We start from the raw sequence: 14,276 nt of genomic DNA, 5'->3' as shown, positions 1-14,276 counted from the left end.
CGGGCGACCCAGAACCGGTGTTACACCGGCCATACGAAGCCGCCGACGGGGAGCCTAACGCCGACGGCCAGATCTCGCGCGCCAAGCGTGTGACCAGCGGCTTCGAGCCGGTGGCTGCCTATCGGGCGATCCGGCTCCTTACCGGTCGGCGCCACCCCGAATTTGCTGGACACCCCCGTTGGCGCGGTAACGTGCAGGCCCGTGGGTAGACACCGCTTAGCTTCTGAGCGCCGCCATCGGTGGGCGGCGCCTGCCGCTGCAGTTGTCCTGCCCGCGCTGGCGCTGCTCTGCTCCGGAGCCGATTCGATCCACACCCCGGATTCACCCCCCGCCGCCGAGCCCCCGACGGCAGCGCCGTGCTGTGCCTCGGTCATCGCTCTCGCGTCGCCGATCGCCGACTACCGCAGCACCCCCGCCGACGAGGGCCTGCGGCTTGCGAGCTCGCGGTCGATGCACCGCACCCTCGATGCGGCGCTGCCCGGCACGGTCGGCTCCGAGGCGGGCATGCAGGTGAAGACCATCCTGGTCGCCCGCGCGGTCAGCGCGATCTTCCCCGAGATCCAGAGCATCGGCGGGGTCCGCCCCGACTCGCTGAGGTGGCACCCCGACGGCCTGGCCGTCGACGTGATGATCCCCGACTACAGCTCCCCCGACGGCATCGCTCTCGGCGACGCCATCGTGGCGTTCGCATTGAGCAACGCCGACCGGCTCGGAGTGGCGCACGTGATCTGGCGGCAGACGATGTATCCGGCGCACGGCACTCCGCACGGCATGACCGATCTCGGCTCCGACAACGCCAACCACTACAACCACGTGCACATTGCCACGGTGGGCGGCGGCTATCCCGCCGGTCCCGTCTATCTCGGCTGACCGAACCGGCTGGCCGAACGGGCTGATCGCGGGGCCGTGGTCACCGCCCAAAACCGGCGGCGCGCAGAGCGTCCGCCATCGACCCACCCCCGCTGCCGCTCCCCTTCCGCTGCGCGCCGGCCTCGCGACGTGGCCGCTGCTCCGACCCACGCTTCGGCGCCGTCCGTGGACCCGAGTCCTTGCGGGGCGCACGGGTCTTCTCGTCGAGCCGCAGAGTCAACCCGATCCGCTGCCGCTCCACGTCGATGGAGACCACCTTCACCTTCACCACCTGGCCTGAGCGCACCACCTCGTGCGGGTCGGACACATAGCGGTCGGACATGGCCGAGACGTGCACCAGCCCGTCCTGGTGCACCCCGACGTCGACGAAAGCGCCGAACGCGGCGACGTTGGTCACCACGCCCTCGAGGATCATCCCCTCCTTCAGATCGGCCACCTTCTCCACGCCCGCGGCGAAGCTCGCCGTGGTGAACTCGGGCCGGGGGTCGCGACCGGGCTTCTCGAGTTCGGCGAGGATGTCGGTCACGGTCGGCACGCCGAACCGCTCGTCGGCGATCTCGGCGGGCCGAACCGATTGCAGCGCACGCCGATTGCCGATGATCTCGGCCAGACTCACCCCCGCCCGGTCGAGAATGCGACGCACCACCGGGTAGGACTCCGGATGCACACCAGAGCTGTCCAGAGGATCCTCGCCGTCACGGATCCGCAGGAAGCCGGCACACTGCTCGAACGCCTTGGGGCCCAGGCGCGGCACCTCCAACAGCGTGCGGCGGCTGCGGAAGGGGCCGGTGCGGTCCCGGTGCGAGACGATCGACTCGGCGAGCGTCTCGGTGATACCGGACACCCGAGCCAGCAGCGGTACCGAGGCGGTGTTCACGTCGACCCCGACCGCGTTCACGGCGTCCTCGACCACGGCACCGAGACTGCGGGCCAGGATGCCGGGGGTCACGTCGTGCTGGTACTGGCCGACGCCGATCGACTTGGGTTCGATCTTGACCAGTTCGGCCAGCGGATCCTGCAGCCGGCGCGCGATGGACACCGCACCGCGCAGCGTGACGTCGAGTTCGGGCAGCTCGTGTGCGGCGTAGGCCGACGCCGAATACACGGAAGCTCCCGCCTCGCTGACGACGGCCTTCGTGGGTGCCGCCGCACCCGCCGCCCGGATGTCGGCGATCAATTCGGTTGCCAGCGCATCGGTTTCGCGGGATGCGGTGCCGTTGCCGATAGCGATCAGCTCGACACGGTGCCGCGCAACCAAGGCGGCCAGCGTCGCCTTGGCGGTGTCCCACTGCTTCTGCGGCTGGTGCGGGAAGACGGCGCACGTCTCGAGCACCTTGCCGGTGCCGTCGACGACGGCCACCTTGACCCCGGTCCGGAAACCGGGGTCAAGACCGAGCGTGGTGCGGTTTCCGGCCGGGGCCGCGAGCAGCAGGTCTTTCAAGTTGCGGGCGAACACCGTCACCGCGTCGGCTTCGGCGCGCAGCCGCAACCGGACCCGCGCGTCCACCGACGCCGACACCGACAGCCGCGTACGCCACGCGAATCCGACGACGCCAGCCAGCCATTGGGTGGCGCCAGCGCCGGCGGTCAGGTCCACATCGAGCGCGCGGGCGATCATTGCCTGGTACTCGGCTTCGTCCCCGCCGTCGACGGTGACTGCGAGCACCTCTTCTTTCTCGCCGCGCAGCACGGCGAGCACCCGGTGTGACGGCATCGCGGTCAGCGGCTCCGCGAAGTCGAAGTAATCGGAGAACTTCTGCGCCTTCGGCGTCGCTGCAACGGCGTCAGAGGCGGCCCGCGTCCGCACCGTGCCCTGCTGCCAGAAGTGCTCGCGCACCTGGCCGACCAGTTCGGCGTTCTCGGCGGCTCGCTCGACGAGGATGTGCCGGGCACCGTCGAGCGCCCCGGCGGCGTCTGACACCTCGGCCCCGACGAACTCCGCGGCGACCTGCTCGGGAACCAGCGTGGGATCGGCGAGCAACCGGTCGGCCAGCGGTTCGAGCCCGGCTTCGCGCGCGATCTGCGCCTTTGTCCTGCGCTTGGGTTTGTAGGGAAGGTAGATGTCCTCGACGCGGGCCTTGGTGTCGGCGGCCATCAGCGCGTCGGCGAGGGCGTCGGTCAGCTTGCCCTGTTCGCGGATCGAGGCGAGCACCGCGTCACGGCGCTCGTCGAGCTCGCGCAGGTAGGCCAACCGGTCAGCCAGCGTGCGCAGTTGACCGTCATCGAGGCTGCCGGTCACTTCCTTGCGGTAGCGGGCGATGAACGGCACGGTCGCGCCCTCGTCCAGCAGCCGGACAGCGGCGGTGACCTGGCCCTCCCCTACGGCCAGTTCCTCAGCGAGACGGGCGGTTACGGGTTTCGGGCGGCGAATCGGTGCCGAGCTCGTTGTCACGGCGCAGACCCTACCGAACCCTCCCGACAGCACCCCGGCGCACACACGGGGCGTGTCCGGCGGATGATCGTGGGTATCCCAGCCGCGTGTCCTCCGTCACCGCCGCGGACTTCCTGCCGCCGAGCACCGACCTCGACGACCTCGCCGCCGCCGCGCGCGGCTGCCGCGGCTGCGATCTGCATCAGCATGCCACCCAGACCGTCTTCGGAGAGGGCCCGGCCGGAGCCAGGCTCATGGCGATCGGCGAGCAGCCCGGCGACCAGGAGGACAGGAAAGGCGAGCCGTTCGTCGGGCCCGCCGGGCGGCTGCTGGACAGAGCGCTGCGCGAGGCCGGGATCGATCGTGAGGCCCTGTACGTCACGAATGCCGTCAAGCACTTCAAGTTCACCACCGCCGAGCGCGGCGCGCGCCGTATCCACAAGACGCCCAGCCGCACCGAGGTGGTGTCCTGCCGGCCCTGGCTGCTGGCCGAACTGCGTGCCGTCGATCCCGAGGTTGTCGTTCTGCTCGGTGCGACCGCAGCGAAGTCGTTGCTGGGCAACGACTTTCGGCTGACGGAGCATCGCGGAGAGGTGCTGCGCCTCCCCGACCGCGACCCCGCCGTCGCCGACCGCGACCCCGCCGTCGTCGCGACCCTGCATCCGTCGGCGGTGCTGCGCGGGCCCGCCGATGCGCGTGACGCGTCGTTCGCGTCTCTGGTCGCCGATCTTCGCGTCGCGGCCAGCCGGCTGTCGTGAGTTTGGCGGTGGCGCGACGGGGTACGGACTGACACCGAGGCCCCCATGCGCAACGACTTCCACGACACACTCGACTCGCTGGTGAGCGATCTCGCCCTGATGTGCGATCGCGCGTCGGCCATGATGCAGGCGGCCACCACCGCGCTGCTCGACGCAGATGCAGCAGAAGCGCAGCATCTGCGCGCGGACCTCACACAGCTGACGTCGTTGGCGGTGTCGGTCAACGACCGCGCCTATCGCCTGCTGGCGCTGCAGGCGCCGGTGGCACGCGATCTGCGCACGGTGGTGGCGGCGCTGCACATCGGCGCCGACGCCGACCGGATGGGTGCGTTGGCCTCCCACGTGGCCCGTACCGCGACGCGAAGCCACCCGGAACACGCGGCGCCCGCCGAGGTCGCCGATCTGTTCGCCGAGATGGGGACGACCGCGGTGCGGATGGCGGGCGAGGCTGCCGATGCGGTGCGCTCCCTCGATCCGGTGCTGGCGGAGCGGGTCTGCGCGGACGACGAACGGATGGACGACCTTCATCGGCAGCTCTTCGTCCGGGTGGCAGCACCTCAGTGGCAGCACGGGCCGCTGGTCGCCGCGGACATGGTGCTGCTGGGCAGGTTCTACGAACGTTTCGCCGACCACGCCGTCGAGATCGCGCGCCGCGTCTACTTCCAGGCCACCGGCACCGCGCTGACCGGGGATCCGGTCCGGTTCGCCTAGCGCGGCAGAGACGAGAACGCCCACACCGTTCTCGGGAGAACGGTGTGGGCGCTCATCAGCCACAGACCCGGGGGACCTACCGCAGGTCGAACCGGTCGTTGTTCATCACCTTGACCCACGCGGCGACGAAGTCCTCGACGAACTTGCCCTTGCTGTCGTCCTGGGCGTAGACCTCGGCGACGGCCCGCAGCACCGAGTTCGACCCGAAGACCAGGTCGTTGGCGGTCGCGGTCCACTTGACGTCACCGGTGGCACGGTCGCGGCCCTCGTAGACGTTCTCGGTGTTGACCGACGGCTTCCACTCGGTGCTCATGTCGAGCAGGTTGGTGAAGAAGTCGTTGGTCAGCGCACCTGGGGTGTCGGTGAAGACCCCGTGCTTGCTGCCGCCGTGGTTGGCGCCGATCACGCGCAGGCCGCCGATGAGTGCGGTCATCTCCGGTGCGGTGAGGTCGAGGAAGTACGCCTTGTCCACGAGCAGCTTTTCGACCGGTGTCTTCTCGCCGGGTCGTACGTAGTTTCGGAACCCGTCGGCACGGGTCTCCAGTACGGCGAACGATTCGACGTCGGTCTGCTCCTGCGATGCGTCGGTGCGTCCGGGGGCGAAGTGGACGTCGATGTCGAATCCGCCGTCCTTGGCGGCCTTTTCGATCGCCGCCGAGCCCGCCAGCACGATCACGTCGGCCAGCGAGATCTTCTTACCGCCGCTGGCCGAGGCGTTGAAGTCCTGCTGGATCTTCTCCAGGGCCGGCAGCACCTTGGCCAGCTCGGCCGGCTCGTTGACCTCCCAGTTGCGCTGCGGCTCCAGGCGCAGGCGCGCACCGTTGGCGCCACCGCGCTTGTCGGTGCCGCGGAAGCTGGCCGCCGACGCCCACGCGGTCTTGACGAGTGACGGCACGGACAGCCCCGAGGCCAGGATGGTGCTCTTCAGCGACGCGATGTCCGACTCGTCGACCAGTTCGTGGTCCACCGCGGGCACCGGGTCCTGCCACAGCTGCGGCTCGGCCACCCACGGTCCGAGGTAGCGGCTGATGGGGCCCATGTCGCGGTGCATGAGCTTGTACCACGCCTTGGCGAACGCCGCGTTCATCTCTTCGGGGTGGTCGAGCCACCGCCGGGTGATCTGGCCGTAGATGGGATCGACGCGCATCGAGACATCGGTGACCAGCATGGTGGGCTTGCGTGGCGGGCCGCCGAACGGATCCGGGATCGTCGCCTCGGCGTCCTTGGCCTCGAACTGCCAGGCGCCGGCCGGGCTCTTGGTCAGCTCCCATTCGTTGCCGTAGAGGATCTCCAGGTAGCCGTTGCTCCACTGGGTCGGGGTGCCGGTCCACACGACCTCGAGACCGCTGGTCACGGTGTCGTTGGCGTTGCCCGTGCCGAACGGGCACTTCCAGCCCAGGCCCTGCTGCTCGATGGGCGCACCCTCGGGTTCGGGACCGACGTTGACGTCGGCCGCACCGTGGGTCTTGCCGAGCGTGTGGCCGCCGACGATCAGTGCGGCGGTCTCCTCGTCGTTCATCGCCATGCGCCCGAAGGTCTCGCGGATGTCGTGAGCAGCGGCCAGCGGATCCGGCTTGCCTTCAGGCCCTTCGGGATTGACGTAGATCAGGCCCATGGTCGTGGCGCCGAACGGCTCGGCCAGCTTGCGGTCGCTGTCGTTGGTGCCGTCGTAGCGCTTGTCGGTGCCCAGCCAGGTGTCCTCCTGGCCCCACAGCATCTCCTCGGGCTCGAAGATGTCCTCGCGACCGAAGGCGAAGCCGAAGGTCTGGAAGCCCGCGGATTCCAGCGCGGCGTTGCCGGCGTAGGCGATCAGGTCGGCCCAGGAGATCTTGTTGCCGTACTTGCGCTTGATCGGCCACAGCAGCCGACGCGCCTTGTCCAGGTTGGCGTTGTCGGGCCAGCTGTTCAGTGGCGCGAACCGCTGCGAACCCTGACCGGCGCCGCCCCGCCCGTCGAAGATGCGGTAGGTACCGGCCGCGTGCCAGCTCATCCGGATGAAAAGACCTGCGTAGCTGCCGTAGTCGGCCGGCCACCAGTCCACCGAGGTGGTGACCACATCGCGGACGTCGCGCTTGAACGCTTCGACGTCGAGCTTGGCGAACTCTTCTGCATAGTCGAAGTCCTCGCCGAGCGGGTTGCCCTTCTCGTTCTGCTTGTGCAGCACCGAGACGTCGACCTGCTCCGGCCACCAGTCCTTGTTCGTCAGCGGCGCATGGGCTTTGGGCTCGGGCGCGTCGATGACCGGGTTCTCGGATTCGCTGTGGCTGTGGGTCTTGGTGTCTGACTGCGGCGGGCGGGCATCGGACGTATCAGAGGACACAACATTCCCTTTCGGTGGTGGATGACGAACTGATCACGGATGTGATCGGGGCTGCGGGCTGCAGTCGGGGCACAGGCCCCAGAAGATGACTTCGGCTTCGTCGACGTCGAAGCCGAGATCGTCCGACGCGGTCAGGCACGGCGCCTCGCCCACGGCGCAATCCACGTCGGCCACCACACCGCACGACCGGCACACGATGTGGTGGTGGTTGTCGCCCACTCGGGCTTCGTAGCGGGCGAGATGACCGGCGGGCTGGATCCGCCGCACGAGTCCGGTCGCGGTCAAGGCGTTGAGCGCGTCGTAGACCGTCTGACGGGAGATGTCGGGCTGCCGGTCGCGAGCCGCGGTGATGATGTCCTCGGTGTCGGCATGAGGACGGTGCTCGACCGCCTGCATCACCGCGATGCGCGGACGGGTCACGCGTAGGCCCGCTGACTTCAGCGCGTCTGCGTAGTCCCCGTCGGCGGTCATCTCCTCGATCTTGGCCCGTTTTCTGGATTAGATCAAGATTTGGGGCCAATTTTTTGCGTAGAGTTTTCCGCGACGTCGCTGTGTGGCGCGCCGCCGCCGGCAGTCCCCGCCCCCGCACTGATCCGTGCTGCCACCACCGCGGCGACGAACACCGCCAGCGCGGCCCATCCGGAGCCGGTGAGCCCCAGCTTGGCGGTGAACACGAGCGCGACCCCGGCGGCGCACACCAGCGCGCCGGTGATTCCGGCGCGGACGCCGCGGGCGCTCACCGGCCGGTCCCACCACGGCAGCGGGCGGTGCTCCAGCGGCGACAGCGCCACGAAGAGCACACCCATCACGGCGGCGAACACGACCGCGCGCAGCACCAGCAGGGCCCAGAACCCCGGCGCGTGCACGTGATACGCGTCGAGGCCGACGGCGTGCAGCGCGAAGGCGGCCACCGCTATCGCCGGGATGTGCCACAGGTAGAGCGTCATCGCGCCGCCGTTGCCCGTGCTGACCACCCGCCACACCCGCGGGCGCAGCGCCCATCGCTGCAGCGCACCGGCGGCGAGCACGAACGCGCACGACATCCAGATGCAGTGCAGGGCGAGCAGCAGCGTCGGCGGGGCCACGTTGGACACCTGCTCGTTGCCGGTGACCACCAGCGACACGTCGTAGGGCCCCACGGCGGCCAGGGCCAGTTGGACGGCGAAGGCCCCGATTCCGATCGAGGCCGCCCACCGGGCACTGGTCAACCGCCGTGCGTATCCGACGCCGATCACGATCGGGATGAGCCAGACGACGACGAAGTTGGTGACGCCCGCGGTGGGAGTGTCGAGGGCGAAGCGGGCGGCATCACCGAGCGCGGCGGCCGCGAGGAGACCGGCGAGCACGACGGTGACGGTGCGCGGCGTGGCCATCCGGACCAGGGCGGGGACGAAGGCGAGTGTCACCAGGTAGACCCCGAGGAACCACAGCAGCGCGACGCTCTCGCGGCCCAGCCGTGCGGCCGATTCCGCGCCGAGCGTGAACTGGACGGCCAGCAGGCCGACAGACCACACTGCGAGATAGAAGAACACCGGCCGGCAGAGCCGCTGACCTCTCGTGAAAAGCCATGTGCCCCAGGGGGTTCCCGCGCGGTAGCCGTAGCTGCCCGCAGCCCCGCCGGCCAGGAAGAACAGCGGCATCACCTGCACGATCCACGTGACGGGCGCGATTGCCGGCAACGCACCGATCAGGTTGGCCACATGCAGGCCCCGCCCGTCGATGGTCGCGAGCAGCAGCGCGCAGTGGCCGAACATCACCACCATGAGTGCGGCGAGGCGGGCGACGTCGACGGCGCGGTCGCGGGTGGGAATCGAAACGGTCATGACGCCAGCATGCCGCGGGGCGGGGTCGACCGGATGAGTACTACTACCCCTGTTTACGGCAGCGCTTCGAGGAAGGCGCTCAAGGGACCACCGGATCCCGGAGTGGAGGCAGCGCCCGGGGTGGCGGTGTCCGCCGGGACCGGCGGGGCCGACTGCGCAGGCGCCGGGGCGACGACGGCCTGCACCGGTCCGGCGGCCAGCTGCGACCCGGTGAGATGCGGTTCCCCGATCATCGTGCCGATGGTCTGCGGGTCGCTCGGGGTGATGCCGACCGCCGCGACACTCGCGCTGCCGGGCTGTTGAGACTCCTGCACGGTCGCAACCTGTGGCACCGTCGCGGTCTCGGCGGGTTGGACCGTCGTGTCGATGCTGGCCGCCACCGGGGTCGCATCGGAGCCTGCTGCCGCAGGCGATGCCGTCGGCGCCTCCTGCTCCGAGTCCGTCACGGCCGGAGCGGAGTACGCCTGAGCAGATTCGACGGGGGTGAAAGTCTCGGGCGCGGCCTCGGGGGCCGGCGTGGGAACCGCCGGTGCCACCGCGGGGACGGGTGCGGGCACGGCGGGCGGAGCCGCAGCAGGTGCCGGCACCGGTGCGGACGCCTCCACGACGGGAGCGCTCGCGCTGAAGCCGCCGGTCAGCGCGTAGATTCCGACGCCGGCGACGGCGATCACCCCGGCGGCTGCCGAGACGGGCAGCGGGACGCGGGAGACGAGGCGCACCAGGGCGTTGCGGTGTTCCTCACCGTGCACATCGGCGCGGGCCGCGCCGTAGGCGAGCACCAGGTGCGGGGCGATGTGGCGGGCCGTGCGGTTGCGCCCTTCACGAGCCGCTTCCTGGGTCACCGTCTCGACGGTGTCGAAGCCGAACAGCCGCAGCTTGGTGCGCAGCCGGATGCCGTGCGCCCGTGCGTCGTCGTTCCACGTCAGGCGCACCCCATCGATGTCGCGTTGGCTTTGCAGGGCGAACGCCTGGATGCTGCGCGCCGTGGCTCGGGCAATCTCGTTCGCCGAATCGAGCCCGACCACCTCGTCGGCCAGGATGGTGCCGTCCTTGACATCGACAAGCGCCCACACCGCACTCTTGGCGGTCAACGAAACACCCATAACCACACGCATAGCTACCCCTGACGACGGCCGGTGATGGCCCTTTATCGGCGTATCCACGACGGATGTTACGCACACCACACCGAATTGTGGCCGAACGTGGCGAAACCGCAATCAACCGCAGCGGCGAATCGCGGGGTGTAGCTGGGTGAGCTCAGCTCTGCAGCGACTCCAGGGCTTTGTTGAACGTCTCGCTGGGGCGCATCACCGCGGTGGTCTTCTCCCGGTCGGGGTAGTAGTAGCCACCGATGTCGACGGCCTCACCCTGCACGGCGTTGAGTTCGGAGACGATGGTGTCCTCCTGCTCCGCGAGCGTCTTGGCCAGCGGGCCGAAGTGCTCGGCGAGCTCGGAGTCCTCGGTCTGGTCCGCGAGTTCCTGCGCCCAGTACATCGTCAGATAGAACTGGCTGCCACGGTTGTCGAGCTCACCGGTCTTGCGAGACGGGCTCTTGTTGTTGTCGAGCAGCTTGCCGATGGCGGCGTCGAGAGCCTTGCCCAGGATCGAGGCCTTCTTGTTCCCGGCCTTGTCACCCATGTCCTCGAAGCTGGCGCCCAGTGCGAGGAACTCGCCCAGGGAATCCCAGCGCAGGTGGTTCTCCTCCACCAGCTGGTTCACGTGCTTGGGTGCCGAGCCGCCGGCGCCGGTCTCGTACAGCCCGCCCCCGGCCATCAGCGGCACGATGGACAGCATCTTGGCGCTGGTGCCGAGCTCGAGAATCGGGAACAGGTCGGTCAGGTAGTCCCGCAGGATGTTGCCGGTCGCCGAGATGGTGTCCTGCCCCCGGATCAGCCGCTCGAGCGTGTACCGCATGGCCCACACCTGCGGCAGGATGGTGATCTCCAGACCCTCGGTGTCGTGGTCGCGGAGGTACTTCTTCACCTTGGCGCGCAACTCGTTCTCGTGCGGGCGTTCGTCGTCGAGCCAGAACACCACCGGCATTCCGGAGGCGCGGGCGCGCGTCACCGCCAGCTTGACCCAGTCCTGGATCGGGGCGTCCTTGACGATGGGCATGCGCCAGATGTCACCGGCCTCGACGTTCTGGCTCAGCAGCACCTCACCGGTCTCGTTGTCGACGATGTCGGCGACACCGTCTTCGCCGATCTCGAAAGTCTTGTCGTGGCTGCCGTACTCCTCGGCCTTCTGCGCCATCAGCCCGACGTTGGGCACTGTGCCCATCGTGGTGGGGTCGAACTGGCCGTGGGTCTTACAGAAGTTGATGACCTCCTGGTACATCCGGGAGAACGTCGACTCGGGGTTGACGGCCTTGGTGTCCTTGGTGCGGCCGTCGGCGCCGTACATCTTTCCGCCGAGCCGGATCATCGCCGGCATCGAGGCGTCGACGATGACGTCGCTGGGCGAGTGGAAGTTGGAGATGCCTTTCGCCGAGTCGACCATCGCGAGCTCGGGCCGGTGCTCGTGACACTTGTGCAGGTCCTCGATGATCTCCTCACGCTGCGAGGCGGGCAGGGCCTCGATCTTGCTGTAGAGATCGGACAGACCGTTGTTGACGTTGACGCCCAGCTCGTCGAACAGTTCCTGGTGTTTGGCGAACGCGTCCTTGTAGAACACCTTGACGGCGTGGCCGAACACGATCGGGTGGCTGACCTTCATCATCGTGGCCTTGACGTGCAGCGAGAACATCACGCCTGTCTTGTAGGCGTCCTCGATCTGCGCCTCGTAGAACTCGATGAGAGCTTTCTTGCTCATGAACATGCTGTCGATGACGTCGCCCTCGTCGAGCTTGACCTCGGGCTTGAGCACGATGGTCTCGCCGGCTGAGCCGTCCTTGGGGTGGGTCTTGAGTTCCATTCGAACGCTGCGCGCCTTGTCCAGCGTCATCGACTTCTCACCGTGGTAGAAGTCGCCGCCCTTCATCGTCGCGACGTGCGTGCGCGAGGCCTGCGACCACTCCCCCATGCTGTGCGGATGCTTGCGGGCGTACTCCTTGACCGCCTTGGGCGCGCGACGGTCTGAATTACCTTCGCGCAGAACGGGATTGACGGCACTACCGAGGATCTTCGCGTAGCGTTCCTTGATCTTGCGCTCGTCGTCGGTCTTCGGTTCGCCCGGGTAGTCGGGCAGGTCGTAACCCTTGGCCTTGAGTTCTTTGATCGCGGCGAGCAGCTGCGGCACCGAGGCGCTGATGTTCGGCAGCTTGATGATGTTGGTCTCGGGGAACTGGGTCAGTTCGCCCAGCTCGGTGAGGTTGTCGGGTACTCGCTGCTCCTCGGTGAGCCGGTCGGAGAACTCGGCGAGGATGCGCGCGGCCACCGAGATGTCGGTGGATTTGACGTCGATGTCGGCGGCGCCGGCGAAGGCACGGACCACGGGCAGGAAGGCGTAGGTCGCGAGCAGCGGCGCCTCGTCGGTCAGGGTGTAGAAAATGGTGGGCTGCTCGGCGCTCATGTAGTGGCCTCCCGGCGTTGAGGTGCGGTCAGAGATCTGTCAGTTTCGGGGCGGTTGAAGCCTACCGAACGGGGGTGCTCCCCGGTCCGGTCACATCCTTGGTTGACGGCGCGACGCCGCGGGGCATGGAATGGCATCCATGCAGAAGGTGTCGATCGAAGCGTTGGCCCGACAGCAGCTCGAGCGGGCGACCTCCAGCGGCCGTAACGCCGCCGACACGGTCGTGGGCGGTCACGAGCGGATTCTGCGCCAGACCGTGGTCGGGATGACGGCAGGATCGGAGATGGCCGAGCACGAGAACCCCGGTGAGGCGACGATCTACGTGCTGCGGGGATCCGTCCGATTGGTCGTCGGCGACGACCGATGGGACGGCCGCGCCGGCGATCTGTTGCTGATCCCCGACAGCCGGCACTCGCTGCTGGCGCTGGAGGACGCGGCGATCCTGCTGACGGTGGCCAAACGGCCCTGACCCCTCAGCTGGTGCCGACCGACTCCTCGGCCGCACCGTGGCGCCGGTGCACGATCACGCCGAGAGCCACGATGATGACGGCCGACACCACCGAGAGTCCGATGGCCTGCTGCTGTTTCGGATCGAACGCCATCAGCACCAGCACCGCGATGATCAGTCCGATCACCACCACGGTCAGGTACGGGAACAGCCACATCTTCACCGGCGGTCGCTCGCCGGCGGCCCGCATCTTCCGGCCGAGGACGAATTGGCTGATCGCGATCACGAGGTACACGAACAGCGCGACGGCGCCGCTGGTGGCCAGCAGGTAGCCGAAGATCTTCTCCGGCAGCAGGTAGTTGCCGATCACGGCGAGGAAGCCGACCGCGGTCGAGGCCAGCACCGCGACCCAGGGCGCGCCGTTGCTTGCGATCTTGCGGACCGCCTGCGGTGCGTCGTGACGCTCGCTGAGCGAGAACAGCATTCGCGACGCGGTGTAGAGCGCGGAGTTCAGGCACGACGCCACCGCGGTGAGGATGACGATGTCCATGATGAGCCCGGAACCGGGGATGCCGATCGCCTGCAGCGTGGACTGGTAGGACCCGTCGGGCAGTTCGTTGTACGGCATCAGCGAGACGATGATGAAGATCGAGCCGATGTAGAACAGCGAGATGCGCCAGATCACCGTACGCACGGCCTTGGTGATCCCGTGCTCTGGATCGGGCGATTCGGCGGCCGCGATGGTGACGATCTCGGTGCCCATGAACGAGAACATCGTGATCAGCATGCCGGCGACGACGGCGCCGAACCCGTTGGGCAGGAAGCCGTCAGGCTGCCACAGGTTGTCGATGCCACTGACCTGCGAGTCGGGGATGAGACCGAAGATCGCGGCCACGCCGACGCCGATGAACGCGACGATGGCGACGACCTTGATCAGCGCGAACCAGAATTCGAACTCGCCGTAGTTACCGACGCTCGCGAGGTTGGTTATGGTCAGCAGCAGCGTGACCGCCAGGGCCCAGATCCATTGCGCGCCACCGATGAGACCGGTCAGGATGTCGGCGGCGGCGGTGGCCTCGACCGGAATGACGAGAACCCAGAACCACCAGTACAGCCAACCGATCGAGAAGCCGGCCCAGCCGCCGAGCGCACGGTCGGCGTAGACGGAGAACGAGCCCGTGTCCGGGTTCGCGGTGGCCATCTCCCCCAGCATGCGCATGACGAGCACGACGAGGGTGCCGGCCATGATGTAGGAGAGGATGACTGCGGGGCCCGCCTCGGCGATGGCGTTCTTGGAACCGACGAACAGACCGGCCCCGATGATCCCGGCGATGGAGATCATCGTGATGTGACGGGATTTCAGGCTGTTACCCAGCTTTCGCTCGGTACCGGCCTGTGCAGATTCTGTCCTGATTTCGCTCATCGAGCCGCCTTTCGTCCGGGCCACGCGAGCCCCCCGCACCGA

Annotated in this window: 11 protein-coding genes; 4 read left to right on the top strand and 7 right to left on the bottom strand. The window is 68.3% G+C overall.

Annotation, left to right across the window (positions count from 1 at the left end):
- The first annotated feature begins 201 nt into the window (after window positions 1-201).
- The gene (locus ACZY1G_RS17030) at window positions 202-870 is read left to right on the top strand and encodes a hypothetical protein (RefSeq protein ID WP_463823059.1); all 669 of its coding nucleotides are present in this window, start codon (window positions 202-204) and stop codon (window positions 868-870) included.
- A 40-nt stretch (window positions 871-910) separates the two neighbouring features.
- On the opposite strand, the gene ACZY1G_RS17025 is transcribed toward ACZY1G_RS17030, so the two are convergent.
- Complete coding sequence (locus tag ACZY1G_RS17025; RefSeq protein WP_463823058.1) at window positions 911-3,262, bottom strand: Tex family protein; 2,352 nt, start codon at window positions 3,260-3,262, stop codon at window positions 911-913.
- 86 nt (window positions 3,263-3,348) lie between these two features.
- Here ACZY1G_RS17025 and ACZY1G_RS17020 point away from each other — a divergent pair, with 86 nt between their 5' ends.
- Together ACZY1G_RS17020 and phoU are read left to right on the top strand one after the other, a co-directional pair.
- Window positions 3,349-3,999 (top strand): UdgX family uracil-DNA binding protein, encoded by a 651-nt coding sequence (locus ACZY1G_RS17020; RefSeq protein WP_463815975.1) that lies wholly within the window; start codon window positions 3,349-3,351, stop codon window positions 3,997-3,999.
- A 45-nt stretch (window positions 4,000-4,044) separates the two neighbouring features.
- The gene (gene phoU, locus ACZY1G_RS17015) at window positions 4,045-4,710 is read left to right on the top strand and encodes a phosphate signaling complex protein PhoU (protein ID WP_463815974.1); all 666 of its coding nucleotides are present in this window, start codon (window positions 4,045-4,047) and stop codon (window positions 4,708-4,710) included.
- Between the two features lie 76 nt (window positions 4,711-4,786).
- On the opposite strand, the gene katG is transcribed toward phoU, so the two are convergent.
- From katG to ACZY1G_RS16990, 5 genes are all read right to left on the bottom strand, one after another.
- On the bottom strand, window positions 4,787-7,030 hold the full coding sequence (gene katG / locus ACZY1G_RS17010; RefSeq protein ID WP_463823057.1) for a catalase/peroxidase HPI: 2,244 nt from the start codon (window positions 7,028-7,030) through the stop codon (window positions 4,787-4,789).
- Window positions 7,031-7,063: 33 nt separating this feature from the next.
- On the bottom strand, window positions 7,064-7,501 hold the full coding sequence (locus ACZY1G_RS17005; RefSeq protein WP_463823056.1) for a Fur family transcriptional regulator: 438 nt from the start codon (window positions 7,499-7,501) through the stop codon (window positions 7,064-7,066).
- A gap of 32 nt (window positions 7,502-7,533) precedes the next feature.
- Window positions 7,534-8,853, bottom strand: a complete 1,320-nt coding sequence (locus ACZY1G_RS17000; RefSeq protein ID WP_463823055.1) for an acyltransferase family protein — start codon at window positions 8,851-8,853, stop codon at window positions 7,534-7,536.
- A gap of 53 nt (window positions 8,854-8,906) precedes the next feature.
- Window positions 8,907-9,944, bottom strand: a complete 1,038-nt coding sequence (locus ACZY1G_RS16995; protein WP_463823054.1) for a hypothetical protein — start codon at window positions 9,942-9,944, stop codon at window positions 8,907-8,909.
- Between the two features lie 166 nt (window positions 9,945-10,110).
- Window positions 10,111-12,363: an NADP-dependent isocitrate dehydrogenase gene (locus ACZY1G_RS16990; RefSeq protein WP_463815969.1), complete on the bottom strand. Its 2,253-nt coding sequence runs from the start codon at window positions 12,361-12,363 to the stop codon at window positions 10,111-10,113.
- A 139-nt stretch (window positions 12,364-12,502) separates the two neighbouring features.
- Between ACZY1G_RS16990 and ACZY1G_RS16985 the strand changes: the two genes are divergently transcribed.
- Complete coding sequence (locus ACZY1G_RS16985) at window positions 12,503-12,832, top strand: cupin domain-containing protein (protein WP_463816495.1); 330 nt, start codon at window positions 12,503-12,505, stop codon at window positions 12,830-12,832.
- A 4-nt stretch (window positions 12,833-12,836) separates the two neighbouring features.
- On the opposite strand, the gene ACZY1G_RS16980 is transcribed toward ACZY1G_RS16985, so the two are convergent.
- A complete protein-coding gene (locus tag ACZY1G_RS16980) occupies window positions 12,837-14,234 on the bottom strand; it encodes an amino acid permease (RefSeq protein WP_463815968.1) in 1,398 nt (465 codons plus the stop codon).
- Between the last annotated feature and the right edge of the window lie 42 nt (window positions 14,235-14,276).

Source organism: Mycobacterium sp. IDUB_5, from assembly GCF_055419565.1.
This window is presented reverse-complemented; position numbering and strand designations above follow the sequence as displayed.

What these genes read in the sequence shown, in the direction of transcription:
- phoU (WP_463815974.1), top strand. Translation starts at nt 4,045, where the DNA reads ATGCGCAACGACTTCCACGACACACTCGACTCGCTGGTGAGCGATCTC.
- ACZY1G_RS17005 (WP_463823056.1), bottom strand. Translation starts at nt 7,501, where the DNA reads ATGACCGCCGACGGGGACTACGCAGACGCGCTGAAGTCAGCGGGCCTA.
- ACZY1G_RS17000 (WP_463823055.1), bottom strand. Translation starts at nt 8,853, where the DNA reads ATGACCGTTTCGATTCCCACCCGCGACCGCGCCGTCGACGTCGCCCGC.
- ACZY1G_RS16990 (WP_463815969.1), bottom strand. Translation starts at nt 12,363, where the DNA reads ATGAGCGCCGAGCAGCCCACCATTTTCTACACCCTGACCGACGAGGCG.
- ACZY1G_RS16985 (WP_463816495.1), top strand. Translation starts at nt 12,503, where the DNA reads ATGCAGAAGGTGTCGATCGAAGCGTTGGCCCGACAGCAGCTCGAGCGG.
- ACZY1G_RS16980 (WP_463815968.1), bottom strand. Translation starts at nt 14,234, where the DNA reads ATGAGCGAAATCAGGACAGAATCTGCACAGGCCGGTACCGAGCGAAAG.